Consider the following 23379-nt stretch of genomic DNA (forward strand, 5'->3'; position numbering starts at 1 on the left):
CCGGGAGCCGTCATGACCCTCTCCCCCGCCCGTGAGACCCAGCCGTCCGGCACGCCAGAGGCTGACTGGCTGCACTGCCCCGGATGCCGTGGCATGCTCTACCGTCCCCGCTTCCGGCGCGAGCTCGGCGTCTGCCCGTCCTGCGGTCATCACGCCCGGATGGGAGCGCGGGACCGCATCGCGTTCCTGCTCGACGCCGGCTCGGCCACCGAGTTCGGTGACCTGAGCGGGGTGCCGGACGACCCGCTCGGGTTCACCGACCTGCGTTCTTACCGAGATCGTCTCGCCGAGGCACGAGCCCGCAGCGGCCTCACCGACGCGGCCGCCTGCGCCACCGGCACCTTGCGCGGCCACCCGGTGGTGGTCGCTGCGATGGACTTCGAGTTCCTCGGCGGCAGCCTCGGTGCGGCACTGGGCGCTCTCGTCGAGCAGGCCGCGCGGGCCGCCGTCGAACGGGGGCACCCGCTGCTCGTGGTGAGCGCCTCGGGCGGGGCCCGGATGCAGGAGGGCGCGATCGCGCTCATGCAGATGGCGCGGACCAGCCGGGCACTCGCGGATCTCGACGCCGCGGGGATCCTGACGATCTCGCTGGTCACCGACCCCACCTACGGCGGTGTGGCGGCGTCGTTCGTCCCGCTCGCCGACATCGTGCTCGCCGAGCCCGGTGCGCGGCTGGGCTTCGCCGGGCCGCGGGTGATTGCCCAAACGCTCGGACAGGAGCTGCCGGAAGGGTTCCAGACCGCGGAGTTCCTGCTGGAACACGGGCTGGTCGACGCCGTCGTCCCGCGGGCGGCCCAGCGCGCGACGCTCGCCGCACTGCTGTCCGCGGCCCGGCCGTCGTCGCCGACCCGGGTGGAGCCGGTCGAGCTGGTCCGGGACCCTGGGGCTCTGCCGGACCGCTCGGCGTGGGATTCGGTGCGTGCGGTGCGCACCGCCGGACGGATCACCACCACCTCGATGATCGAACGCGTCGTCGACGACTTCGTGGAGCTGCGCGGGGACCGCAGCGGTGGCGACTGCCCGGCCATCGTCACCGGGCTCGGGCGGTGGGACGGCGTGCCGGTGGCGATCGTCGGTCAGCAGCGCGGGGAGACCGTCGCCGAGCGGGTGCACCGCAACTTCGGGATGCCGCGGCCGGAGGGGTACCGCAAGGCGGGACGGGTCATGCGGCTGGCAGAGAAGCTCCGAATCCCGGTGGTGACACTCGTCGACACCCCCGGGGCGCACCCCGGGGTCGACGCCGAGCGCCGCGGCCAGGCCCACGCGATCGCCGACAACCTGAGGCTCATGGCCCGGCTCGCCGTGCCAGTGGTGTCGGTGGTGCTCGGTGAGGGCGGCAGCGGCGGGGCGCTCGGCGTGGCCGTCGCCGACCGGGTCTACGCCTTGGAGGACAGCGTGTTCTCGGTGATCTCCCCGGAGGGCTGCGCGGCGATCCTCTGGCGAGACGCCGCCCGCGCACCGGAGGCCGCCGAGGCGTTGCAGATCGGCGCCGCGGCGCTGTTGCGGAACGGCCTGGTGGAAGGTGTCATCCCGGGCCCGTCCACCGACGGGGCTCTGGTCGGAGACGCGGTGCGCCGCACCGTGACCACGGCACTCGCCGAACTCGTTGGGCTGCCCGCCGAGGAGCTCCGCCGCACCCGTGCTCTGCGCTACTCGGCGTTCGGCAACCACCGTGACCGAGGAGGGAACTCATGACGACGAACGGCACAACGGGCCTGCGTACCGGCCTATCCGACACCGACACACGCGGCCGGCAGACCGACGCCATGGAGCGGCTCTGCCGGCATGCCCTGGATTTCGCGCAGCAGAGCGCACCCGCCCGGCTGTTCCTGCGCGACGGCGAGAGCAGTCTGGAGGTCGAGTGGGCCGCCGGCGCGGCCGCGCCGGCGGCCGCCGCTCCCATCCCGAAGGCGGAGTCCGAGACGTCGGTGGCGGTGACGGCGGCGCTCGTCGGCACCTTCTATCACCGTCCGGAGCCGGGGGCTGCGCCGTTCGTCGTCGAGGGCGACGAGGTCCGGCCCGGCCAGCAGCTCGGCATCGTCGAGGCGATGAAGCTCATGAACCCGGTCGAGTGCCCGGTCGCCGGCCGGGTGGCCGCGGTCGAGGCGCCGGACGGCTCGGGAGTCGAGTTCGGCCAGGTGCTGTTCCGGATCGAGCCGGGGCGGCCGGAGTGATCCGGAAGGTGCTGGTCGCCAACCGAGGCGAGATCGCGCTGCGGGTGGCGAGGGCGTGTCGCGAACTGGGACTCGGATGTGTCGTGGTGCACTCGACCGGAGATCCGGACCCGGCCGCCGCCCGGCTCGCCGACGACGTGGTGTGCATCGGGCCTGCTCCTGCCCGGCACAGCTACATGCTCGCTCCCGCGCTGGTCGAGGCGGCCCGCAACACCGGAGCCGACGCCGTGCATCCCGGGTACGGCTTCCTCTCCGAGGATCCCGACTTCGCCGAGATCTGCGCCCGCAACGGCCTCACCTTCGTCGGACCGCCGCCGGAGGTCATGGCCGCGCTCGGTGACAAGGCCAGGGCCAAGGCGCTGATGGCCGCGGCCGGGGTGCCCGTTCTGGCCGGCAGCGAGGGCGCGGTGACCGGGCCGGAGGAGGCCGGCGCGGTGCTGAACCGGGTCGGCCTGCCGCTGATCGTGAAAGCGGTCGCCGGTGGCGGCGGCCGGGGGATGACTGTGGTGCACCGGGTCGAGGATCTGGCTCCCGCTGTCCGGCGGACCTCGGCGCAGGCGCGCGCCGTCTTCGGCGACCCCGCCGTCTATCTGGAGCGCTACGTGACCGGCGCCCGGCACGTGGAGATCCAGGTGCTCGCGGACGACCACGGCGAGGTGACCGCCGTTGGCGGCCGGGACTGCTCCATCCAGCGGCGCCACCAGAAGCTGGTCGAGGAGGCGCCGGTGCCGGGACTCCCGGCCGAGCTGGGCGAGCGGATCGCGGCAGCGGCGACCGCGGGAATGCGCGCGGTGGGATTCCGCGGGGCCGGAACCGCGGAGTTCCTGCTCACCGACGGCGGGGAGTTCTCGTTCATCGAGGTGAACAGCAGGCTCCAGGTGGAGCACCCGGTCACCGAGATGACCACCGCGCTGGACCTCGTCCAGCAGCAACTGCTCATAGCCGCGGGCGAGCGGGGACCCGGCCCGGTCACCGCCCCGTCCGGGGCGGCCATCGAGTGCCGGATCAACGCCGAGGACCCGGATCGGGCCTTCGCACCGACACCGGGCCGGATCGATCGGCTCATGCTGCCCGGTGGCCCCTTCACCCGGGTCGACTCGCACGTAGGAGCGGGCGACGAGATCGGGCCCCACTACGACTCGCTCCTGGCCAAGATCGTGACCTGGGGTCCCGACCGCGAGTCGGCTCGCCGCAGAATGCTCCGCGCGCTGGACGAGACGGTGGTGACCGGGCCGGGCTTGTGCACGACGGTCGGTTTCTTGCGCGGGATCCTGGACGACCCCGACTTCCGGGCGGCCCGGCACACCACCGCCACGCTGGACTCGCGGCCGGTCCCGGCCGGCATGCGGTGAGCGCCAGCGGCCCGGTCGTCGTACTCGGGGCGTCCGGGTACCTCGGCTCGCACGTGCTGCGCGCTCTGCTCGCGGCGGGGCACCGGGAGGTCCGCGCCGTCGCCCGCCGCCCGGCGCTGGTGCCGCCGGGGTCCGGGATCGAGGTGGTGAGGGCCGACCTGACCGAGCCGGGTGCGGCAGCCGCGGTCGTCACCGGCGCGTCGGCAGTGATCCACCTGGTCGCCGACATCGACCACACCGGGGGACGCGGCTGGCGTACCGCAGAGGGCCCCGCCGCACGGGACGTCCCCGCCGACCCGACGCTCGTCGCGGTGCTGGCGGCGTTGGCCGAGCGACGCTGCCCGGTGCCGGTGCCGGTGGTGTGGAGCGGGTCGGTGACCCAGGTGGGCACCCGATCCAACGCCAGGGTGGACGGTTCCGAGATAGACCGGCCGGAGACCGGCTACGACCGCAGGAAGTGCCGGGCTGAGCGGCTGCTGCGCGACGCAGGCCGGGCGGGCCACATCCGTGCGGTCGCGCTGCGGCTCCCCACGCTCTACGGCCCGCCTGCCGCGGACGGCTGCCCGGCAGGCGGCGGTGTGGTGGCGGCGATGGTGCGGCTGGCGCTGGACGGGGAACCGTTGACCCTGTGGAACGACGGCCGCATCACGCGGGACCTGCTGCACGTGCGGGACGCGGCGACCGCCGTCGTCCGCGGTCTGAACGTGGTCGCATCGGGCCGGGCCTGGCCGGTCGGTGGGGACTCCCCGGTCGAGCTGGGAGAGCTGTTCGCCCAGATCGCCGCGGTGGTCGCGACGGTCACGCGGACCCGGCCGGTCCCGGTCCAGCGGGTCCCGGCGCCGGAGTTCGCGACCGCCGAGGACCTGCGGAGCATCGAGGTCGACTCGGCGGCGTTCCGCCGGGCCACAGGATGGGCGCCCAGGGTCGGCCTTGATGATGGTCTGCGCGCCACCGTCGAGCACGAGGTCGAGGCTCGCATCGCGGTGCGCTGAGCACTCTGAACGTGCCGGAACGGCCCCGCCCGATCGAGCGGGGCCGTTTCCGTACGGTGTCGGTCAGCGGGGGTCGACCCGGAACACCGCGCAGCGGTCGGCGATGGCGACGAACTCCTCCGGCGTCCCGTTCGCGACGTGGCCGGCCCGGATCATCATCCGCGTACCGACCGGGACCTGACGGGGGAACTCGCGCAGGATCGGTGCCCGCTCCCCGACCGGGATCTCGACCATCGTGACGGCGTCGTCGCGCCGTCCGCGTGCCAGCCGGGCGCTACCGGGATTGGCACGGGCGTTGGCCACCCAGTTCGTACCGGGGAAGCCCACCAGGTACGTCGCGCCGTCGACGCTCATCGGCGTCACCGGCGTGGACACCGGGTTACCGCTGCGGCGACCGGGGATCGTGAGGACGGCGAGCCCGCTGACCCCGAGCCCTCGGCGCTGGAGCTGGACGAAAAGCTTGTTCAGCGGCTTGAGCCAGCGCGGGAGTCCACGCAGGTGCGTGCGTGCAGTCATCGTGCCCACCTTCTGGGAGAGGTCGGGTGTCGGGTCGGGTTATCGGGCGGGCGTGCTGTGCAACACGGGTTCTTCGCCGCCCCGCTGTGCCCGCTGCGCGCGGCGGGTTGCCAGCAGCATTCGCGCCAGGTAGACCGGACGGGGCGGCAACCAGCCGAGCTGGGTCGCGGTCCGGAGGTCGTCGCGGTTGGCCCAGTGCTCGATGATCAGGTCGTCGAGGAACCGGAACCAGTGGGTCTGGGTGGTGGAGAAGGTCCGGCCGGTCGGTGGGAACGCGCCGACCACCTGGCCCGCGCGGTCGTAGTCGTAGAGCACCCCGGTGTGTCGCCCGGACATGGTGGCGTGGGCGACGAGCGTGTCGTCCCTGGCCACCGCGGCGTGCGTGGTCCAGTCCAGGCCGGAGAACGCGTGCCGCAGCAGCATCGCGGTCGCGTGGAACCCGGCCGGTCCGGGGACCCGGCAGGCAAGTGGCTCCAGCGCCGCTTCCAGGTTCGTCCCGCGCGGGTGCACGATGCCGGCGAACGTGGCCTCGTCTCCGTCCCTCATGACGTCCAGGATCGACTGGGCCTGCGCGATCTCGGTGCCGTGCCTGTGGTCGGCCTCTCGGCCGGGCATCTCCGGTCGCGGGTTCAGGTCGGTCATACGGGGGCCTCCTCGGCCGAACGGCGCCGGATCCGGCGCGGCAGCAGCAGCGAGAGCGCCGCGCTGAGCAGCATGAGTCCGATGTTGACCCAGAGCGCCGCGCCGAGCGCGTCGGCCAGCTCGGTCTGCCCACCCGGCCCGGCCGCTCCGACGGAGCCGAAGAACACGGTGCCGACTGCGGCGACACCGAGCGCCGCGCCAAGCTGCTCGGCGGTGTTGAGCACCCCGGACGCGGCACCGGCGTCGTCGGCCGGCACGCGGGTCAGGACGACGTCGATGACCGGCGCTGTCACCAGGCCCATCCCGGACCCGACGAGCAGCAATGCAGGGGCTAGCCACCACGCCCGCAACCCGTCGTCGGCGAGCTGAACGGTCGCGGTGAGCAGCAGCAGACCGACCGCTCCAACCAGTGCGCCGACGGTGAGGACCCGGGTCCCGAACCGGCGTAGCAACGGCGTCGACAGCAGCGAGAACACGACGGTCGACACGGCACTGGGCACGAGTGTCAGCCCGGCGCCGAGCGGGCCGAACCCCAGCCCGACCTGCAGGTAGTAGTTCAGGACGAAGAACATACTCATGAACGCCGCGAGGAACGTCAGCACGATCCCGAGGCCTCCGACGAACGAGCGTTCCCGCCACAGCCGGGGTAGCACCAAGGGCACCGCACCGGCCCGTTCCCGGCGGACCTGCGAACGGGCGAACACGACCAGCAGGACGAACCCGGCGGCGACCATGGCGAAGCCCCACCACGGCCACCCGAGCTCGCGGCCCTGCACCAGGGGCAGGAGCAGGGCGAACAGCGCGAGTGTGAGCAGCGCCAGCCCGCTCGGATCGAGGGCGGGTGGCCGAGCGGCGCGTGACTCGCGCAGATAGCGCCGAACGCCGAGGAACGCCACGAGACCGATCGGTAGGTTGATCCAGAAGATGGTGCGCCAGCCCAGACCGCCGATGTCGGCGGCGACCAGCACACCGCCGAGGATCGGGCCCAGCACCGCGGCCGAGCCCAGTACCGCTCCGAAGACGCCGAGCACGCCGGGGCGCTCGGCCTCCGGGAACTCGACCTGGAAGATCGCGAGTGCCTGGGTGAGGATCAGCGACCCTGCCAACGCCTGAGCGACCCGGCCCGCGACCAGGATCTCGGCGGTCGGAGCGAGTGCGCAGACCGCCGAGGTGACGACGAAGCCGAGAATGCCGATCTGGACGGCCAGCCGCCGACCGATGCGATCGCCGATCCGCCCGGCCGTGATCAGGGTGAGTGCGAAGGTCAGCGTGTAGGCGGCGGTGATCCATTGCAGGACGGTGCTGCCGGCGCCCAGGTCACGTTCCATGTCCGGGAGGGCGACGATCACGATGGTCGTATCCAGGATGTCCATCGCCACGGCGACCAGAACGAAGGCAGCGGCAGTCCGGCGACGCGGGTCTGGCTTCGCCGGGCCGGCAGATCGGAGATCGGTCATGGGACGGTTCTCCCGAGTCGCGTTCGGCCGGATGTCAGACGAATTCCGGAGCCCGTTCGACGGCCCACTGCCGGTAGCCGGTCGGCCGGGTGCGGGGGCGCAGGACCTGGCCGTGCTCCGCGGTCCAGCCGGTGGCCTCGACGACGACCTGCGCGACGTCTGCGGGGAGCACCTCGGCCAGCGCCTCGCGGGCCCGGTCGGGTCCGGTCGCCGCGACCGGGATCGGCCGGCCTGCGGCCCGCGCCAGGATCGCGGCACGATCGACCGGGCTGAGCAGGTCCGGGCCGGTCAGCTCGACCACCGGTGGGGCTCCGACCGCGACGAGGGCGTCGGTCACGGTGGCGGCGACGTCGTCAGTGTGGACCGGGGCGACGGCGACGTCCGGCCAGGCCAGCGGCAGCTCCCCGAACCGGGCGAGCAGCCCGGCCCAGGCCAGGTCGTTGTCCATGAACGCGCCGGGGCGGATCGCGGTGACCGACAATGAGCGGGCGTGCAGCGCATCCTCGCAACGCCGGTGCAGCGGCCCGGTAGCGACGTCGCCGTCCGCGCCGGCGAGCAGTGAGGAGAGTACGACGACCCGTGGCGCGCCGGCATCGGCGAGCCCGTCGGCTGCCCGGTCCACCGCCTCGGGAACCGGGAACAGGTAGACCGCGGCGGTGCCCTCCGCCGCGGTCCGGACGGCGTCGCGGTCGTTCAGGTCCCCGCGCCGGATCTCGACGTCCGCCGGTAGCCCGGAGTCGTCCGAGCCCCGGACCAGGGCACGGACCGGATGCCCGAGACGTAACAGGCGGGTGACCACGCGCCTGCCGACGTCCCCGGTCGCGCCGGTGACCAAGATCGGTGCGGAACTCATGCTATTTACGCTACCACGAGAAGATACTTCCCGAGAGAAGTCTATTTGCCCTGGACAGCGCCTCGAGTGCGCGCTGCGAGCGTCGGCGACGAGGCCGGCCGGTGAAAGGGATGCCCATGCGCTCCGTCGTACCCCGACTACACCTGTTCGAGTTCGAGGACCAGTCGTGGTTCCCAAGCCGGCTACGGGACATGACCACCGAGTTCCTCCAGGAAGCGCTCGTCCTGCGGCACCGCTTCTATGCGCCGGTCACGCCGGTGCTGGCAGGTTTGGTGCGGCGGACCGGCCAGCGGCGGGTCATTGACCTGTGCTCCGGCGCGTCGGGCCCGTGGGAGCACCTCAAGCCCGAGCTGCAGCAGGACGCAGGTCCGGTCGAGCTGGTGTTCACCGACCGCTTCCCTAACCGTCGCGCGCTGCAGGGCGCCTGCGATCGCATCGGTGATGGCCGCACCCACGTGCACCCCGACCCGGTCGATGCCACCGCGGTCCCCGAGGGGCAGGACGGCATCCGCACCGTCTTCACCGCCTTCCATCACTTCCCGCCGGACGTGGCCCGGGCCGTGCTCGCCGACGCGTTCACCCGACGTGCACCGCTGTGCGTCGCCGAGTCCTCCGAACGCCGGTGGCCATCGCTGCTGGCGACGCTGCTCGCGCCGATGCTGGTCGTCGGCCACGTCCTGCGAAACCCGACCCCTCTGCGGCTGCTCTGCACCGTCCTCGGGGTACTACCGCTCGTGGTGACGTGGGACGGGCTGGTCTCAGCCCTGCGTACCTATGACGGCGCCGACCTGGCCTCGCTGACCGCGGGACTGTCCGCGCCCGACTACCGCTGGTGGACCGAGCGGATCGCGCCGGGCGGCGCGGCGCCACCGGTCCTGCTCCTGATCGGCGAGCCGGTGTCCGCGACCGACTGACCCACTCGCCCCGCCGTCACCGAGACCGGAGGTACCGATGTTCACCGACAACCACGCAGACGTCTACGAGACGATCTACCGTAGCCGCGGCAAGGATTGGGAGCAGGAGGCCCTCGATGTCGTCGCGGAAATCACCGCCGAGCGCCCCGAGATCACCAGCCTGCTCGACGTCGCCTGCGGGACCGGGATCCACCTCGAACAGTTCCGCCGGCTCGTCGAGCACTGCGAGGGCGTCGAGATCGCGGAACCGATGATCGCGCTGGCTGCCGAGCGAGTCCCGGGGGTCCCGCTGCACCGCGGGGATATGCGCTCCTTCCGCCTCGATCGCCGCTTCGACGCCGTGACCTGCATGTTCTGCTCGATCGGCTACCTCGACACGGTCGCCGACATGCGTGCTGCCGTCGCGACGATGGCCGGGCACCTGGTGCCCGGCGGTGTGCTCGTGATCGAGCCCTGGTGGTTCCCCGAGCGATTCATCGACGGTTACGTGGCCGGTGACCTCAGTCGCGGCCCGGACCGAACCATCACCCGGGTCTCCCACTCCACGCTGGTCGACGGTAAGACCCGCATGGAGTTGCGGTTCGTCGTCGCCGACGAGACCGGCATCTCCGACTTCACCGAGATCGAGATCCTCAGCCTGTGGCCGGAGCAGGCCTACCGCGAAGCGCTGGCCGACGCCGGATGCTCGGTGCGCTACGTACCAGGCGGGCCGACCGGGCGTGGCCTGTTCGTAGGTGTGCGGAGCTGAGGCTCTGGGAGCCGTCGGACAAGCCAGGGATGCTCGCGATCACGCGTCCGCGGAGCGGTGCAGCGTGCTGGATGAGCGACAGACACGCGGAGGCAGACCGCTCCACGGTGTTGCGGCTCCTCGGCCGAGCACCGCCGATATAGACCTGTGCGGGACTATCCGCTGAACTGGGCGGTCTGTGGCCGCGTCGTCGGCGCGGCCTTCTCCGGTGCGGACGTCGAGGTGCCCGAGCCGTGTTCGCGGTATGCCTCGACGACCTCGGCGGGGATGCGGCCCCGCTCGGAGACGGAATAGCCATTCGCCCGCGCCCACACGCGCACCGCCTGGTTGTGGCGCCGAGCCTCTGTCGAGCCTGCTGCCGCAGCCGCGTCGCGACGTCGTGCGCGCCGGCTGCCTCCTGCAGTTCGCGCGGCGGACACGAACGGGGCGAGCTTGTCCCGGAACGTCGCCGCGTTGGTCGCATTGAGGTCGATCTCGAACAGCTTCCCGTCGAGAGCGAAAGCGACGGTCTCATCAGCGGCCGCGCCGTCGAGGTCGTCGACCAGCTGTACCGTTTCAATTCGTGCCACTGTGTCACCCTCTGCTGTATTGAAGTATCGCGCTGAGGGTAGTGGATGCGCTACAGGAGGCATGTCCTCCCCCGTGTTCGCGATACTGCTGGTCAGCGTTGTCGTGATGGCCCGGGCGGTGGCGCTTCCCGGGTGGTAGGCAAGATAGGTGGCCAGGATCCGCAGGGCGGTCAGGGTCTCGTTCTCTCGCTCGACCCATTCGCTCCGGCGGGCGTCACGTGCGTTGCGGAACGCTGACTGAAGCTGACGGGACAGGGCGGTTCCTGCCACGATGACGGGGTCCTGCATCACGGTCCTCTCGCACAGCACCGGGGAACGGACTCAGTGTGCGATAAGGGACCGACAATTCTTCAGCCCTCTAAGCCAGGCGCAGCGGAAACCGACAAGAACGCGTTGCCGACCCGGCACAAGCGGTACGCCCCTCGAGAATCGGGCCGAGGTCGAGGCGTATGCGCTGCTCAGCTGTCGGTGGATGCCGGCCGTGACTGGGGTAGCTGACGGAGTGGCCGGATGAGGCGGACGAGCATGGTGTGCAGGGCGGTGGTGTCGCCGGCCAGCGAGAGCGCGGACGCTCGGTTGTTCTCGGCGGGGTCCATCGTGGTCCAGCGCAGCTCGTAGCCGGCGTCGTGGGCGAGCTGGGCCAGGAACGCCCGCTGGGTGCGCCCGTTGCCCTCCCGGAACGGGTGCAGGGCGTTGATGTCGCCCAGCAGCTCGGCCAGGCCGGTGACGAAGCCGTCAAGGTCACGCCCGCGCAGGACCTGCTCGGAGTGGAGCCGACCGAAGATGTCGGCGGCGAAGGTCTCGAGGTGTTGAGGGAGGCAGAACAGCTGTCCCTTGCCGATGGACACGGTGCGCAGCTGCCCGGCCCAGTCGTAGAGGTCGCTGAAGATGTGGTGGTGGAAGTCCTGTAGGTGGTCCAGGTCGTAGCGCCCGGGTAGCGGCTGCTGGCGCAGCTCGATCAGGCGTAGCGCGGTGAGCTCGGCCTCGGCCTGGGCGAGCTCGGCCGGATCGGTGATCCCCAGCCGGTTCCGCAGAACGCCGGTGTCGAGGTCGAGGTAGGGGTCCGGGCCGGTCAACGGCGGTATCGAGCCAGGACACGCTCACGAGCCTCGCCGGTGCTGACCGAGCCGGCGGCGACACCGTCGAGCAGAGCCAGGCCCTCCGCGCTGGGCTCCAGGCCCTCGGCGCGGACCGATGCGAGGGCCTCGTCGACATCGGCGCGTCGCTGCGCGGCCCCGATGAGCTGTTCGTAGCGGGCCACCGACATCACCACCGCCTCGGGCTTGCGATGAGCACCGACGAACACCGGCTCGGCCTCGGGCTCCTGCACCCGCTTCAACGTCGCCGCCAACGCCGTACGGAACTCACGAAACGACAACACCTCGGGCACCCACACCCCGCTAGCGTACCCGAACATGCACACACTCGAGTACGCGAGACGGAGCTCGACCGGACGATGCTTGGTCGTGGATTACTGGTCACGGGGGCTGAGCCGCAGGCGGGCTCGCTCTGCTGTCAGCCGACGGACCTTGCCGTGGTCGGCTCGACGCTGCCCGTATCCGGCGTCGTCGGGACGGGAGCAGCCGGCCTGGGCGTCGTAGGGAGAGGCTCTGTGGCCGGGGGCGGGGTGGTCGGCTCGGGGCTGCCCTCGTCGGTCGGCCTCGGAGCCGTCGGTGAGGCTGGCGGCGAGGATGCCGGCGGCGGCACGGTCGACGGTGGAGTCACCGGTGCCGGGGCGGTCCCGGTCTGGGTGCAGAGGTACTGCTTCGACGACGCGATCTGGGTGCAGGTCAGCACGATGTTGCCGGTGTTCGGCCGGGTGCCGGGCACGGTCGGCGGGGGCGGCAAGGACATGGTGGGTAGCGGCGGGAGCGTCGGCCGCGGCGGCTGACTGGCCTGCGCTTCCTGGCACGCTGTGAGCAGTGCGACGGCGGCGAGGACACCGGCGATGCTGGCGGCCCGGTGGGCGCGGGTGGGGAGCGGGTGCATGACTCTGACGACGTGCGGCGGTTCCGGCTGGTTCGCGGCCGATCGGCGCAATTCGGGCGAACGGTTTGGCGGGGCTGGTCAGTAATTCTTCGTCAGTTGACGGAAGGAGGCGGACATGAGCGTCAGCCAGTGGGACGCGGCCGCCATCAACCTCTACCAACGCTTCTGCGCCGGTGACGTTACCCCGGCGGAGATGGCGGTCGAGCTTCCGCCGATCTGGCGGTTCCGTTCTGATCGCGATCCCTTGCACGGCCCCGTGGCCTGGCAGGCCATGGTCGAGCATGCTGGGTACTTCTGTTGGGGTCGGGAGGGGCGCAGGCCCGGTCGGCGGCCGAGGCGGCGCCACCGACTGTTCCGGGGGGCGGTCCCTCAGCGGCGGCAGGGCATGTCGTGGACCACGAATCCGGCCATCGCCCGATGGTTTGCCGAGCATCGGCAGGTGCCCGCTGAGATCGGCTTAGGACGGGTGTGGGTCGCGGTAGTGGAACCGAGTCGAGCCCTGGGATACCTCCACCACGAGCGGGAGTTCCTCGTGGACGCCACCGATCTCGCCGTTCGCCCCTGGACCGGCTCCGACTCCGGTCCCGTCGTCCGAACCCGGCGGTGGATCGCCGACTACGCCTACTGGTGAACAGGTGAACCCCGCGGGTTGCCTGGGTAAAGAGCAGTTCAACAACCTTGATGATCCGCAGGTCCGAGCGCTAATGACAGGGTGACGCGGCCGATAAGCGGTACGTGACTACGCCGCAGAGCCCCTACCAGGGCCACCCCCAGCAGCAGCCCTACTACGGCCAGTACCCGCCCCAGCAGGGCGGCCAGTACCCGCCGCAGGGCTACCCGCCCCCGCAGGGCCAGTACCCGCAGTACAACCAGGCCCCGCAGATCCCGCCGCCCGCGCCGAAGAAGAAGCGCACCGGGCTCAAGGTGACCCTCGGGATCCTGGTCGCGATCGTCGTCATCGCGATCGCCACCGGCGGTGGCGGCGACGAGCAGGCCCCGGCCACCGCCTCGGGAGATGCGAACGCTGCCCCTGCCGCCGCCGGTGCCCCCGCGAGCGGGGACCAGTCGGTGAAGTTCGGGCAGGAGGCCACCTCCGGGGACCTGGTCATCTCGGCGTCCGCTCCGGAGCAGGTCACCGAGTTCGGCATGACGCAGGCGTGCTCGACGGTCACCTACAAGAACAACGGGTCCAGCCCGGCGTCGTTCAACCCGTTCGACTGGAAGTTCACCACCCCGGCCGGGGTCGAGGCGTCCGCGTCGATCCCGTTCAACGCCGGGGCGAAGGCGCTGAACTCCGGTCAGCTCGCCCCGGGCGGCACCACCTCGGGGATGATCTGCGGCGACCAGCAGACCACCGACGTCAACGCGGTGAAGTACGCACCCTCGTTCAGCTTCTCCGACCCGATCACCTGGACGAACTGACCTCCCTCCCCCGAGCTGCGCGCCGAAAGCCGGGGTAGTCACGCACAACGACACGGCGCGCAACCGAGGCCCCCGCTGCAGCAACCCTGCGGCGGGGGCCTCGTCATCTCCGCGGCAGGCCCCGCCGCCATCGAGCCGGCTGCGCTGTTCGACGACGGGTCTCGACGTCGCCGCGAGACCAGATCTCCAGGCTCAGGCGGATCCCGAGGGGCTCGCGTGGGGCTGCCGTAGCGTCGCGGCGATGCCTCCGTCCACCTCCGTCTCTTCGACCAGCCAGGGGCGCCGTGAGCTGGGGGACTCGCTGGCCCTGACGCTCACCTCGGTGTTCAACTCCGTCGCCGGCCTTCTGGGGTTCCTGATCGCGGCGTGGGTGATGCCCCAGGACCAGGTCGGGCGGGCGACGGAGTTCGTCTCGGCCATGCAGCTGATCGGCGGCGCGGCTCAGCTCAACCTGGGCATCGGCATCATGAGGTGGCTGCCCGGGGCGGGCCGCAAGTCCGTGCGGCTGGTGTTCGGCAGCCTGTTGCTGATCATGCCGTTGTCCGGGCTGGCCGGTCTGGTCTACGGGCTGCTCGTCCCACGGGTGGCGCAGGTCGCCGCCGGCGAGGGCCCCTTCGGGCTCGGCCTGTTGCTGCTGGTGCTGGGCTGTGCCGGGTGGGGCGTGTTCGTCGTGCACGACTTCGTCATGGTCGCCGCGGGCCGGCCCTGGCTGGCGGTCTGGCGCAGCGGGACCTTCGCCGTGGCCCGGATCGGCCTGCTCGCAGTGCTCGGGGCAGGCCTGGCATCGCAGGGCATGGTGCTGTCCTGGGTGATCCCGGTCGTGGTGTGGATCGGGGTCGGCACGATCGTGCTGTGGTTCCTGGTCCGCAGATTCGCCGCCGCGGGCGGGCCCGGTGTCCTGCCCAGCCGGGCCACGATGGCCGGGTTCCTCGCCCCGACCGCGGTGGCCCAGCTCGGGGCGGTACTGCTCTACAACCAGATCCCGCTGCTGGCGAACTTCCGGATGGGCAACGCCATGGGCGCGGTGTTCTTCATCGCCTGGCAGGCCACCGTCGTCATCGACACCGCCGCGGTGTTCTTCACCAACTCGCTCGCCGTGCAGACCGCACGCGAGCCCCACCGCGCCGTCGAACTCGCCCGCAGCACACGACGCCGCATGCTGGTGCTGTTCGTCCCCCTCCTCGCCCTGGGCGCGGCCCTGGGCTGGCCGGTACTACGGGTACTCGGACCCGGCTACACCGTCGGCGCACCGATCATCGCCGCGCTCATGGTCGGAGTGCTGTTCCGGCTCGTCGTGGTCTTCGAGCTCGCACGACGCCAGGCCGACGGCGACGGCACCGGCTACGCCCGCCTGTCACTGCTCAACTGCGGCCTGGTGGTGGCCATCGCCTCGCTCACCCCGCTGCCCGACCCGGCAACGACACACCCCGCGCTGGTCATGCTGCCCTTCGTCCTCGGCTACGTCGTCGTCCAGGCCGCCTTCGCTGCTGTCCTGACGATCACCGACCGGCGGGCACACAACCGCACCTCGGCCCGGTCCTCTTCCCGGGCCCCAGGGTGACCATTCGCGTGGCCCTTGGATGACAGGTGCGGCAGATATACTGGAGGTCCGCGAGGGAAGGACCGCCCATGGTGAGTTCGAGAACGGCGACCACCCCGGAAGACGTGGTTGCCGACCTCCCGCCGCAGCAGTGGAACAGCGACACTGCGGTCAGCTACGAGGCCGCGCAGGAAGCGATCAACGAGGTCCTCGCCTGCTACGTCGCGCTGCTCGAGCGAGAAGGCACGAAGCCGGCGCCCGACCGCGAGCGGATCGAGGACCTGCGGGCGCGCATCGCTGACTGCGCGCACCAGCAGCGCGTTCTGTCACCGAAGTACCCCGGGGAGCTCGCAGCAGTCCGTGGCAGCTACAGCCGTCGCCTCGCCGAACTGCGAGACGAACTGGGGTGAGCTCCGGTAGCGATGACGTCGCTCGCTATCGGCTCAGCGAGGCGGACAACGAGCGCATCTTCCGCGATCTGATCGGGCCGACCCGCTTGTCGGGCTACCAGCGTCAGGACCGGCCGGTCGTGGTCGTGCTGATGGCTCAGCCGGGTGCCGGGAAGTCGAAGTTCGCCGGCGAGATCCGCGACGCCCTGCGCTCGGACGGTGGTGCTGTCGAAATCGACAGCGACCTCTACAAGCCGTTCCACCCGCAGTACGCCCACCTGATGAAGACCGACGATCAGCTGATGGCGGCCGCAACCCGGGCCGACGGTCGAGCCTGGATGGGCAAAGCCCAGGACTACGTGCGCGAGAGCCGGCTGCACGCGATCTTCCACGAGACCGCGCAGGATCCTGCCGAGTCCATGCGGACCCTGCGCGACTACCGCGCCGCCGGCTACCAGGTTGCCGTCATTGCTCTGGGCGTCCACGAGAGCCAGAGCCAGCAGGGCGTCCTGCACCGCTATCAGGAGCAGGTCAACGACCGAGGCTCCGGACGACTGACCGTCCCCGCGAACGCAGAGCGCAGCTACCGCGGCATCGCCGACGTCGCCGCGGCGATCGACGAATCCGGCGCGGCCGACCTGGTCGCGGTCTACCGGCGCACGGTCGACACAACCGGCCCCGCGTACATCAACCGCCTCGCCAGCACAGGCGAGTGGGCCGGTCCTCCACAGTTCGCGGAAGCGCTTGAAGCTGAGCGCAACCGGCCGCTCAGCGCAGACGAGGTCCGCAACTTCCAGAGGGTCCAAGACCGCCTGCGAGTAACGCTGCCTGAGGACCTGCAGCCGTGGCTTCGGGATGTCGACCGGCTCGCGCAGACGGTGCTCGCAACCACCGAGGACTCTCAGGCGAGATACCGGCTCTGGGACGCGGCGCGCCGGCGTGGACAGGCACCGGAGATGGAGCACCCGGCAGCCGCTGTGACGCAGCTGCAGCAACGAACGGTGCCCAGCGACGAGCAAACCCGGCTGCAGCAGCGACGTCTGCGTCCGCGCTGACGGGGCGTTGCTACCGCCGCTGGCCTCGCGACTCACCCCAGGAGCCAGGCACTGTTCCTGATGTGGTGCCGTTCCGGCGGATTTCTGAAAGATGGCGGGCGTGTCGCGCTGTCCTGGTTTCAGAAAACCGGGCAGGATCATCGCCATGGCGAGAAGACCAACAGGGCGCCCGTCGAAGGGCCCGCGTGCAGTGGTTCTTCCACGGGTACTGCTGGCCGACGATCTTGCGCTCAAGACGCTGGCCACCAACCTCGGCTGGTACGTCTCCGAGACTGCCGCGAAGCTCATCAACATCGGGCTCCAGCACGTTGACGAGCTCCCAGACGAGTTGCCTCTTCGTGTCCCCACCAGCGAGTCGACAGACTTCACCGCCCGGATCCCTCTCACCGACGACCAGGTCGTCCGCGAGATCGCCCGGGAACGCGACCGCAGCATCTCGCTCGTCGCCGGCTCACTGATCCACCTGGGCCTGCGCTACCGCAACGAGATTCCGGGCCAGATCCCGGTTCAGTACAACCGCCCGGAGCAGCCTCTGACCAAGGCCTCCTAGAAGAACGAGGCGGCCTCCCTGCCAGGAGACCGCCTCGGATCGTTCTCGCGTCAGCCGGTCCTACACCCGCCTGATGCCGTAGCCCCGGCGAACCGGGGCCGTTACCCCACCTGCGAAGAAGGGGCGCTTTCGCGTGTCCAGGATACATCCTGGGCCGGGAGCCAACCACCACAGACACGGGGCGAATTCGTCGTGCCCGGAAAACCGCCGCTCACCAGCGGCGGAGACCGGGTTCTGCATCCGCTGCTACGAGCACGGCGCGTTCACCCTGGCCTCCGGCCCCACCTCCGACCTCTGCCTGATCCATCAGCTCCCCCTCGGCGCGCAACCACCCGCCGGCGACTTCGGCATCCGCTACGCCACCGAGGCCCGACGCACCCCTCGCGGCCGCGCCGCCCGCCCGACGTCAGGCCCGACCAGCGGGCCCGGGCGCCCGAGCCGCGCCCTGCCTCCCACCGCCAGGGCGCGCGTCCGCGGTGTCACCCGCGCTCGCGCCCGACACGCCCGCGGGTTCACTCCGCATCCCGGGTGGCGCAACTTCATCGACCGCGAGTGGCGGGTGCTGACCTCCCAGCCCGAGGCCCTCGACTACATCGCCCGCCTCGTCGACGACGAGGAGTGGCGCTCGGACAAGCGCGCCAGCTGGTCGGCGATCCTGCGCCGCCTGGTCTGCCACATGGACTGGGACACCGGCCTGATCACCGGGCTCACCACCGACCGCCTCGGCGCCGCCGGCGGCCGCGCCGCCCGCACCGTGTCCCGCGTCCTGGCCTGGGCCCGCGACCGCGGCCTGCTCGTCGTCGTCGAAGCCGGGGCCAGCGCCGAGTTCCTCGGCACCGATACCGGCCGCACACCGACCTACGCCCTGGTCACCCACAGCCCCCTCCCCCAGCTCACCACCCCGACCGACCACACACACGAACACCCAGCTCAAACCACTGTGGATAAAAGTGGCGACCTCCCCACTTCTCACGTGAGTCTTAAGCCCTTGTCGGGCGGCGGACGGTCAGTGACCACCCAAGCGGGCAAGTGGCACCCCTACGACGTCCCCGACACCCCCGGTGCCAGAAACCAGGCCACCCTCACCCTGCTCATGCTTCTCGGCCTAGGAGGCCGACAACGGGGCACGATCGACATCTGGCGTGCCCGGTCGCTGCTCAAGCCGTGGTGGGAGGCCGGCGCGACCGTCGCCGGACTGCGCCACGCGCTCGAACACCACCCCGACCACCCCGACCGACCGCGTGGACCAGTCACCACCGGCGCCCGGGACCCCCTGCGGGTCATCGGCGCCCGCCTGCGCCCCTGGCAGGGACGCCTCGGCGAGATCCGCGCCGTACAGATCGGCCGGATGCGCGCGAGCACCGGCAGCGGGCCCACCCCTCCTGCGCCGCTGTCGCCGGTTCTGCGGGACCGGCCGGCGGGACAAGGGGCGCGGATGGCCGCCAGGGAAGCGCTCAGCGAGCACCTCCGCGAGCTGCGCGAGGCCCGCGACCTCCCGTCGAGCCATACCCACCGAAACCCGCACCGGTCCGGGACGAGGACCAGACGAACCCGATGAGCTGGCCGCGCTCCGACCACAGCAGGACCCTCCAGCCCCGAGCAGAGCTCGGGAGGGGTCCCGAACGAGCGCTCCTAACTGTGATGTCCAGGGAGGTTAGTCAGCCTGGTGACCGGTGGCTGGCCTGGACCGTTCCCGATCTTGTAGACACCGGTCGTAGACTGCCGCTGATCGCAGCGGAGGGGATCGCGTGGCGACACGCCGCCATTTCACCCAGGAGTATAAGGACCAGGCCGTCAGTCTTGTCCTCGATTCCGGCCGAACAATCGCCGAGGTAGCGAAGAGTATCGGCGTCCACGAGATGACGTTAGGCAAGTGGGTGAAGAAAGCACGCGAATCCGGGCAGGTCCCGGACACGGACCTGTCCGAACCGGAGCGGGCCGAGCTGGAACGGCTCCGCAAGGAGAACACGACCCTGCGAATGGAGCGGGACTTCGCAAAAAAAGTAGCGACCTGGTTCGCGAAAGAACAGCCGTGAAATACGCGGCGATCGCGGACTGGGCAACCGAGGGCGAGTATCCGGTCACGTTCATGTGCGCCCAGCTCGGCGTGGCCCGACAGGGCTACTACCGGTGGCTCAAGACCGGACCCAGCCAGCGGGAACGCACCGACGCCGAGCTCACCGACACGATCCGAGAGATCCACCACGACCTGCGCGGTGACCCCGGCGTGCGCCGGGTGTGGGCCGAGCTGGTCGCTCGCGGCCACCGGACCGCCCGCAAGCGGGTCTGGCGGCTCATGCGCGCCGCCGGCCTGCAAGGCCGCCACCCTCACACCTGGCGCAAGACGACCGTCGCAGGTCTACGCCCGATCGACGCCCCGGACCTGATCGGGCGTGACTTCACCGCCGAGGCTCCCGACACCCGCTGGTGCGGCGACATCACCTACATCCAGACGGTCGACGGCTGGGCCTACCTCGCCACCGTGATCGACCTGCACTCCCGCAAGGTCGTCGGCTACGCCGTGGCCGACCACCTGCGCACCAACCTGATCATCGAGGCCCTCGCCGCCGCCCTGCTCACCCGCCGCCCACCAGCCGGAGTGATCATGCACAGCGACCGCGGGACGCAATACACGAGCCGGGAGTTCACCGACTTCTGCGCCGCCAACAATGTGGCCCGATCGATGGGCCGACGCGCCACCTGCTTCGACAACGCCGTCGCCGAGTCGTTCTTCGCCAGCTACAAGAAAGAACTCATCCACACCCGGCCATGGAACGACGTCACCGAGGTCCGACAGCAGACATTCGCGTGGATCGAGAGCTACTACAACCGTCGCAGACGGCACTCCACCCTCGGATACTTGACACCCACCGAATACGAGCTAGGATTCAGGAAAATAACCGACTTGGCAGCCTAAACCGGCGTCAAAGAAATCGGGAACACTCCAGCCGCCGATGGCGGAGTGAGCGCGGTGATGATTGTAGAAGTGCATCCAGCCGGGTAGGGCGTCGTTGCGTTGGCGGGTCGACTCATGGAGTCGGGCGTAAGCCCAGCCGTCGGCCAGGGTCCGATGGAACCTTTCGATCTTGCCGTTGGTCTGCGGGCGGTAGGGGCGGGTTCGCTTGTGAGTGATGCCCAGCTCGGCGCAGGCGTCACGCCAGGCGTAGGACTTGTAAGCCGAACCGTTGTCGGACAGGACCCGCTCGACGGTGACGCCGCGTTCGGCGAACCAGGCCACGGCGCGTTCGAGGACACCGATCGCGGTGGCCGCCTTCTCATCGGCGCAGATCTCGGCGTAGGCGGTGCGGGAGTGGTCATCGATCACGGTGTGGACGTAGGCGGTCCCGATCGCCGGGCGGTAGTACTTGCCTCGTTGACCGGTGCGTCGTGCGGTGGCCGCCTGGTTGCGGAGGCCTTGCTGTCTTCCCAGGTAACGCCAGCCCCCGCCGTCGGGGATGTTGGCGAACTTGGTGACGTCGACGTGGATCAGCGAGCCGGGATGGGGGTGCTCGTAGCGGCGCAGCGGTTCGCCGGTGACCCGGTCGATGTGGGAGAGCCGGTTGATCCGGCAGCGCACCAGGACCGCGTGCACGGTCGAGGCGGCCATACCGAGCCGCCCGGCGATCTGGACCGGGCCCAGCCGGTGCCGCCAGCGCAGACCCACGATCTGCCGAACCACACGAGCACTGGTCCTGCTCGGCGAGAGCTGCGGCCGTGAGCTGCGGTCGACCATCCCGGCCGGCCCCTCGGCCCGGTAGCGGTCGGACCATTTCGACGCTGTCCGTGGAGAGACCATGAACATCTTCGCCGCGGCGGTGTGGGTCCAGCCGTGATCGACGACGAGTTGAGCGAGCCGCAGCCGGGCGCGCGGGGTCAGGGCGGCGTTAGCGTGGGACACGAAGGCCTCCGGTGGGTGAAGCGGTTCCTCGACAGCTCCACTTCACAACCGGAGGCCTTCGTCTGTCAGACAGAATCACCGATCCCGGGCAGTACAACCTCCCTGCACATCACACCTAACCTTCGTCAGGTCCAAGATCACCAAGCAGGAGGAGTAGGACCATGCGGGTTCTCAGGTCCACGATGATCGGCCTCGCACTCGGGGTCGCCACGCTGACGTCGGTCGGTGCCGGGGTCGCCGCCGCAGCTCCCATTGCCCCTGCCCAGTCCCCAACCTGGAGCTACGTCGCGACCTACGCGAACAGGGGTGCGTGCGAGGAGGCGATCGCTGCCTACCGGGGCAGGCCCGACACCTCTGAGTACCGCTGCATCTCCAACGGGAACCCGACCCAGAGCCAGGAGACCAGCTGGTCGCTCTACAACCTGCGGTACTGACCACGACCGACCGCGCCGCCCCAGACGACGACGGCCCGCCCCCGGCACTAACGGGGGCGGGCCGTGCGGCCGTCCCGGGGTGTAACCGGGACGGACGTCGTCAGCTCCCGGCGATGACGATCCGAGTGCCCTCCGGCGCCGGGGTGTCCAGATCGGTCACCCGGACACCGTCGAGGCGAACCCGCCCGGCCTCGAAGTGCATCGCGAGCCGGTCGCCCAGCGCGGCCGCCCCGGTCCGCACGGTCGGGACATCTTGCGGCGCGGTCTCATCACTCACGCCGGCCATCCTCTCCCCCCCGTCACCGGGACGCCTTTCGCAGGTCCGACACCCGGGAGCGGGACAGCTGCAGGACGCGGGCGATCTCCGTCCCGGACAGCCCGAGGTCGTCGAGCAGCGCGACAGCGGCGCGGGACTCCTTCGCCGCGGCCTCCTGCTCCAGCTGCGCGGCCCGCGTCCGGGCACGGGACGCGGTGATGCGCTCCTGCACCGCGGAGTCGAACACCGGCCGGATCTCGACCGGCGCGGCTGCGTCGCGGTCGTCGAGCGCGAGATAGTCCCGCACCATCGCCTCCGCCCCGCCCAGGGTGCGGGACTGCGTCACCCCGACCTCGGCGCCGTGCTCGTCGGCGATGTGGAGTTCCCATCCGCGCTCCCACCGGCGCGCGGTCACGAAGTACCTCACTGCAACCACCCTTCCGGCAGGCACGCCATGCGCTTGCCGATGCTGCGCACCACCCCGGGCGAGATGGTGCGGTGCCGGGGGACCGGCGTGGTGTGGGCGCCGCAGGGGCAGCCCCACTTGGTGTGCGGTCCAGCCTCGGACAGCACGCGGCAGTCGTGAGCTAGGAGGGCCCGCTCGACGTCGCGGAGCTTCATGGACGGGACCACACCACCGAGTGTACGCCCCCCGCGTACAGGGCTGTCCACCCCGGGTGGACAACTACGGCTGCGCGCCGAGCCCCGACCCGCCGCGCCGGAGCTTCCCGGACGCGAAGTCCGCGAGGATCTCGTCGGCGAACGCGAGGTCCCCGCGCACCCCGGACTTGATCATCAGCCACGACTCGGACGCCTGCGCCGCGCGCTCCCGGGAGATCCCCTCCGCCAGGTAGGCGTCCCGCACCGCGTGCACACACGCCCCCAGCTCATCGGCGTACCGGCCCTCCATCGCAGCCTTCACCGACGGGTCGCGGGCGACGACCTCCTCGTACCGCATCCGCTCCGCGTCGCACACCGCCTGGATCCGCGCCACCGCCGCGTCGGTCAGCTCCTCCGCGGACGGCCCGTCAGCGGTCACCGCTCGCCGGCCTTCCACCGCCGGATCGCGTCCCGCATCCCCGACAGCGGGTCAGCCTGCCGCCGCCGGTGCTCCGCCTCGTGCTCATCCATCCGCCGACGCCGCTGCCGGTGCAGCTCCGCGAGGTACGCCCACCCCTCGTCGGTGGGGAAGCCGTCCGCGTCCACGAGTCCGTACCGGCGCAGCCACCGCAGCGCCGTCCGCGGCTGCGACTCCGGGCCCTGCCCGCCGTCGACGAGGCGGTGCAGCGTGTTCCGCTGGAGAGGCGTCAGGTCCACGCCCCCGATCGTGGCTCAGCGAGTAGCGACGCCGCCACCGGGCGTCCGGCCAGGGTGCGGTGCACGGTCGAGCCTCGCGCCGAACCGCACAGCCGGGGGCGTCCACCGCGGGCGCTCCCGGCGCTGCGCGTGACCTTGCGTCCCAGTGCGGCCGAACTCTCCGGCTCGGGCCCGCCGCACGCCCCGCCGGACACGTCCTCTGCACCAGCCCTGGGGTCGTCAGAATCGAACTTTCCGAACCGCTCAGTCCTGCGGTTCGGATAATTAATCCGCGATACGGGCGTGGTGTACGGACGGTTAGCGACCGAATTT

30 protein-coding genes are annotated in these 23379 nt (G+C 71.0%); 17 read left to right on the forward strand and 13 right to left on the reverse strand.

The window, feature by feature from the left end:
• Nucleotides 1-12: 12 nt before the first annotated feature.
• The 4 genes from accD to Ae717Ps2_RS33790 are packed head-to-tail and all read left to right on the forward strand — an operon-like array spanning nucleotide 13 to nucleotide 4518.
• The gene (accD, locus tag Ae717Ps2_RS33775; RefSeq protein ID WP_075334885.1) at nucleotides 13-1695 is read left to right on the forward strand and encodes an acetyl-CoA carboxylase, carboxyltransferase subunit beta; all 1683 of its coding nucleotides are present in this window, start codon (nucleotides 13-15) and stop codon (nucleotides 1693-1695) included.
• Nucleotides 1692-2174 carry a biotin/lipoyl-containing protein gene (locus tag Ae717Ps2_RS33780; RefSeq protein WP_075334886.1) on the forward strand — a complete coding sequence of 161 codons (483 nt, stop codon included), beginning with the start codon at nucleotides 1692-1694 and terminating at the stop codon, nucleotides 2172-2174. Before accD ends, Ae717Ps2_RS33780 begins: the two co-directional genes overlap by 4 nt.
• An 8-nt stretch (nucleotides 2175-2182) precedes the next feature.
• Nucleotides 2183-3526 carry an acetyl/propionyl/methylcrotonyl-CoA carboxylase subunit alpha gene (locus tag Ae717Ps2_RS33785; RefSeq protein ID WP_369804897.1) on the forward strand — a complete coding sequence of 448 codons (1344 nt, stop codon included), beginning with the start codon at nucleotides 2183-2185 and terminating at the stop codon, nucleotides 3524-3526.
• Nucleotides 3523-4518 (forward strand): NAD(P)-dependent oxidoreductase, encoded by a 996-nt coding sequence (locus Ae717Ps2_RS33790; RefSeq protein WP_075334888.1) that lies wholly within the window; start codon nucleotides 3523-3525, stop codon nucleotides 4516-4518. Before Ae717Ps2_RS33785 ends, Ae717Ps2_RS33790 begins: the two co-directional genes overlap by 4 nt.
• Before the next feature lie 63 nt (nucleotides 4519-4581).
• Here Ae717Ps2_RS33790 and Ae717Ps2_RS33795 read toward each other — a convergent pair whose 3' ends face one another.
• The 4 genes from Ae717Ps2_RS33795 to Ae717Ps2_RS33810 are packed head-to-tail and all read right to left on the reverse strand — an operon-like array spanning nucleotide 4582 to nucleotide 7986.
• On the reverse strand, nucleotides 4582-5034 hold the full coding sequence (locus Ae717Ps2_RS33795; protein ID WP_075334889.1) for a nitroreductase/quinone reductase family protein: 453 nt from the start codon (nucleotides 5032-5034) through the stop codon (nucleotides 4582-4584).
• 39 nt (nucleotides 5035-5073) lie between these two features.
• Complete coding sequence (locus Ae717Ps2_RS33800; RefSeq protein WP_233147890.1) at nucleotides 5074-5676, reverse strand: ester cyclase; 603 nt, start codon at nucleotides 5674-5676, stop codon at nucleotides 5074-5076.
• The gene (locus tag Ae717Ps2_RS33805; RefSeq protein WP_075334890.1) at nucleotides 5673-7133 is read right to left on the reverse strand and encodes an MFS transporter; all 1461 of its coding nucleotides are present in this window, start codon (nucleotides 7131-7133) and stop codon (nucleotides 5673-5675) included. The genes Ae717Ps2_RS33800 and Ae717Ps2_RS33805 overlap by 4 nt, the downstream gene beginning before the upstream one ends.
• Nucleotides 7134-7167: 34 nt before the next feature.
• Nucleotides 7168-7986 (reverse strand): SDR family oxidoreductase, encoded by an 819-nt coding sequence (locus Ae717Ps2_RS33810; RefSeq protein ID WP_075334891.1) that lies wholly within the window; start codon nucleotides 7984-7986, stop codon nucleotides 7168-7170.
• Nucleotides 7987-8177: 191 nt separating this feature from the next.
• Here Ae717Ps2_RS33810 and Ae717Ps2_RS33815 point away from each other — a divergent pair, with 191 nt between their 5' ends.
• Together Ae717Ps2_RS33815 and Ae717Ps2_RS33820 are read left to right on the forward strand one after the other, a co-directional pair.
• On the forward strand, nucleotides 8178-8900 hold the full coding sequence (locus Ae717Ps2_RS33815; RefSeq protein ID WP_083702742.1) for a hypothetical protein: 723 nt from the start codon (nucleotides 8178-8180) through the stop codon (nucleotides 8898-8900).
• Nucleotides 8901-8937: 37 nt separating this feature from the next.
• Entirely contained in the window at nucleotides 8938-9648 is a 711-nt protein-coding gene (locus Ae717Ps2_RS33820) for a class I SAM-dependent methyltransferase (RefSeq protein WP_075334893.1), read from the forward strand.
• 155 nt (nucleotides 9649-9803) lie between these two features.
• On the opposite strand, the gene Ae717Ps2_RS33825 is transcribed toward Ae717Ps2_RS33820, so the two are convergent.
• The 3 genes from Ae717Ps2_RS33825 to Ae717Ps2_RS33835 form a co-directional block, all read right to left on the reverse strand.
• Entirely contained in the window at nucleotides 9804-10217 is a 414-nt protein-coding gene (locus Ae717Ps2_RS33825) for an Lsr2 family protein (RefSeq protein ID WP_075334924.1), read from the reverse strand.
• A 458-nt stretch (nucleotides 10218-10675) separates the two neighbouring features.
• Complete coding sequence (locus Ae717Ps2_RS33830) at nucleotides 10676-11293, reverse strand: Fic family protein (RefSeq protein ID WP_075334894.1); 618 nt, start codon at nucleotides 11291-11293, stop codon at nucleotides 10676-10678.
• The gene (locus tag Ae717Ps2_RS33835; protein ID WP_075313115.1) at nucleotides 11290-11634 is read right to left on the reverse strand and encodes a type II toxin-antitoxin system Phd/YefM family antitoxin; all 345 of its coding nucleotides are present in this window, start codon (nucleotides 11632-11634) and stop codon (nucleotides 11290-11292) included. The genes Ae717Ps2_RS33830 and Ae717Ps2_RS33835 overlap by 4 nt, the downstream gene beginning before the upstream one ends.
• 195 nt (nucleotides 11635-11829) lie before the next feature.
• On the opposite strand from Ae717Ps2_RS33835, the gene Ae717Ps2_RS33840 reads away from it, so the two are divergent.
• From Ae717Ps2_RS33840 to Ae717Ps2_RS33885, 10 genes are all read left to right on the forward strand, one after another.
• Nucleotides 11830-12108, forward strand: coding sequence for a hypothetical protein (locus tag Ae717Ps2_RS33840; RefSeq protein WP_075313117.1), 279 nt, complete (start codon nucleotides 11830-11832; stop codon nucleotides 12106-12108).
• A gap of 213 nt (nucleotides 12109-12321) precedes the next feature.
• A complete protein-coding gene (locus Ae717Ps2_RS33845; protein ID WP_075334895.1) occupies nucleotides 12322-12837 on the forward strand; it encodes a hypothetical protein in 516 nt (171 codons plus the stop codon).
• Nucleotides 12838-12941: 104 nt separating this feature from the next.
• Nucleotides 12942-13628 carry a DUF4352 domain-containing protein gene (locus Ae717Ps2_RS33850; protein ID WP_075313121.1) on the forward strand — a complete coding sequence of 229 codons (687 nt, stop codon included), beginning with the start codon at nucleotides 12942-12944 and terminating at the stop codon, nucleotides 13626-13628.
• A 241-nt stretch (nucleotides 13629-13869) separates the two neighbouring features.
• Nucleotides 13870-15189 carry a lipopolysaccharide biosynthesis protein gene (locus Ae717Ps2_RS33855; RefSeq protein ID WP_075313123.1) on the forward strand — a complete coding sequence of 440 codons (1320 nt, stop codon included), beginning with the start codon at nucleotides 13870-13872 and terminating at the stop codon, nucleotides 15187-15189.
• 68 nt (nucleotides 15190-15257) lie between these two features.
• Nucleotides 15258-15578, forward strand: a complete 321-nt coding sequence (locus Ae717Ps2_RS33860) for a hypothetical protein (protein WP_075313125.1) — start codon at nucleotides 15258-15260, stop codon at nucleotides 15576-15578.
• Nucleotides 15575-16612 (forward strand): zeta toxin family protein, encoded by a 1038-nt coding sequence (locus Ae717Ps2_RS33865; protein ID WP_075313127.1) that lies wholly within the window; start codon nucleotides 15575-15577, stop codon nucleotides 16610-16612. The genes Ae717Ps2_RS33860 and Ae717Ps2_RS33865 overlap by 4 nt, the downstream gene beginning before the upstream one ends.
• Before the next feature lie 91 nt (nucleotides 16613-16703).
• A complete protein-coding gene (locus Ae717Ps2_RS33870; RefSeq protein WP_139320279.1) occupies nucleotides 16704-17162 on the forward strand; it encodes a hypothetical protein in 459 nt (152 codons plus the stop codon).
• A 559-nt stretch (nucleotides 17163-17721) separates the two neighbouring features.
• Complete coding sequence (locus Ae717Ps2_RS33875; RefSeq protein WP_075313131.1) at nucleotides 17722-18720, forward strand: hypothetical protein; 999 nt, start codon at nucleotides 17722-17724, stop codon at nucleotides 18718-18720.
• A gap of 190 nt (nucleotides 18721-18910) precedes the next feature.
• Complete coding sequence (locus Ae717Ps2_RS38640; protein ID WP_075333031.1) at nucleotides 18911-19198, forward strand: transposase; 288 nt, start codon at nucleotides 18911-18913, stop codon at nucleotides 19196-19198.
• Nucleotides 19195-20079, forward strand: coding sequence for an IS3 family transposase (locus tag Ae717Ps2_RS33885; RefSeq protein ID WP_075333032.1), 885 nt, complete (start codon nucleotides 19195-19197; stop codon nucleotides 20077-20079). The genes Ae717Ps2_RS38640 and Ae717Ps2_RS33885 overlap by 4 nt, the downstream gene beginning before the upstream one ends.
• Here the strand turns inward: Ae717Ps2_RS33885 and Ae717Ps2_RS33890 are convergent.
• The gene (locus Ae717Ps2_RS33890; protein WP_233147891.1) at nucleotides 20044-21060 is read right to left on the reverse strand and encodes an IS481 family transposase; all 1017 of its coding nucleotides are present in this window, start codon (nucleotides 21058-21060) and stop codon (nucleotides 20044-20046) included. The two genes, Ae717Ps2_RS33885 and Ae717Ps2_RS33890, sit on opposite strands and share 36 nt — an antisense overlap.
• A gap of 161 nt (nucleotides 21061-21221) precedes the next feature.
• On the opposite strand from Ae717Ps2_RS33890, the gene Ae717Ps2_RS33895 reads away from it, so the two are divergent.
• Nucleotides 21222-21494, forward strand: a complete 273-nt coding sequence (locus tag Ae717Ps2_RS33895) for a hypothetical protein (RefSeq protein WP_075313143.1) — start codon at nucleotides 21222-21224, stop codon at nucleotides 21492-21494.
• A gap of 100 nt (nucleotides 21495-21594) precedes the next feature.
• Here Ae717Ps2_RS33895 and Ae717Ps2_RS37845 read toward each other — a convergent pair whose 3' ends face one another.
• The 5 genes from Ae717Ps2_RS37845 to Ae717Ps2_RS33915 all read right to left on the reverse strand — a co-directional run bounded on the left by Ae717Ps2_RS37845 (nucleotide 21595) and on the right by Ae717Ps2_RS33915 (nucleotide 23067).
• Nucleotides 21595-21771 carry a hypothetical protein gene (locus Ae717Ps2_RS37845; protein ID WP_158071633.1) on the reverse strand — a complete coding sequence of 59 codons (177 nt, stop codon included), beginning with the start codon at nucleotides 21769-21771 and terminating at the stop codon, nucleotides 21595-21597.
• Nucleotides 21772-21793: 22 nt separating this feature from the next.
• Complete coding sequence (locus Ae717Ps2_RS33900; RefSeq protein WP_075313145.1) at nucleotides 21794-22177, reverse strand: hypothetical protein; 384 nt, start codon at nucleotides 22175-22177, stop codon at nucleotides 21794-21796.
• Nucleotides 22174-22371 (reverse strand): type II toxin-antitoxin system HicA family toxin, encoded by a 198-nt coding sequence (locus tag Ae717Ps2_RS33905; RefSeq protein WP_139319111.1) that lies wholly within the window; start codon nucleotides 22369-22371, stop codon nucleotides 22174-22176. The genes Ae717Ps2_RS33900 and Ae717Ps2_RS33905 overlap by 4 nt, the downstream gene beginning before the upstream one ends.
• Nucleotides 22372-22435: 64 nt before the next feature.
• The gene (locus Ae717Ps2_RS33910; RefSeq protein WP_075313146.1) at nucleotides 22436-22789 is read right to left on the reverse strand and encodes a hypothetical protein; all 354 of its coding nucleotides are present in this window, start codon (nucleotides 22787-22789) and stop codon (nucleotides 22436-22438) included.
• Entirely contained in the window at nucleotides 22786-23067 is a 282-nt protein-coding gene (locus tag Ae717Ps2_RS33915; protein ID WP_075334896.1) for a hypothetical protein, read from the reverse strand. The genes Ae717Ps2_RS33910 and Ae717Ps2_RS33915 overlap by 4 nt, the downstream gene beginning before the upstream one ends.
• Nucleotides 23068-23379: the final 312 nt, after the last annotated feature.

The organism is Pseudonocardia sp. Ae717_Ps2 (genome assembly GCF_001932475.1).
Lineage (GTDB): Bacteria > Actinomycetota > Actinomycetes > Mycobacteriales > Pseudonocardiaceae > Pseudonocardia.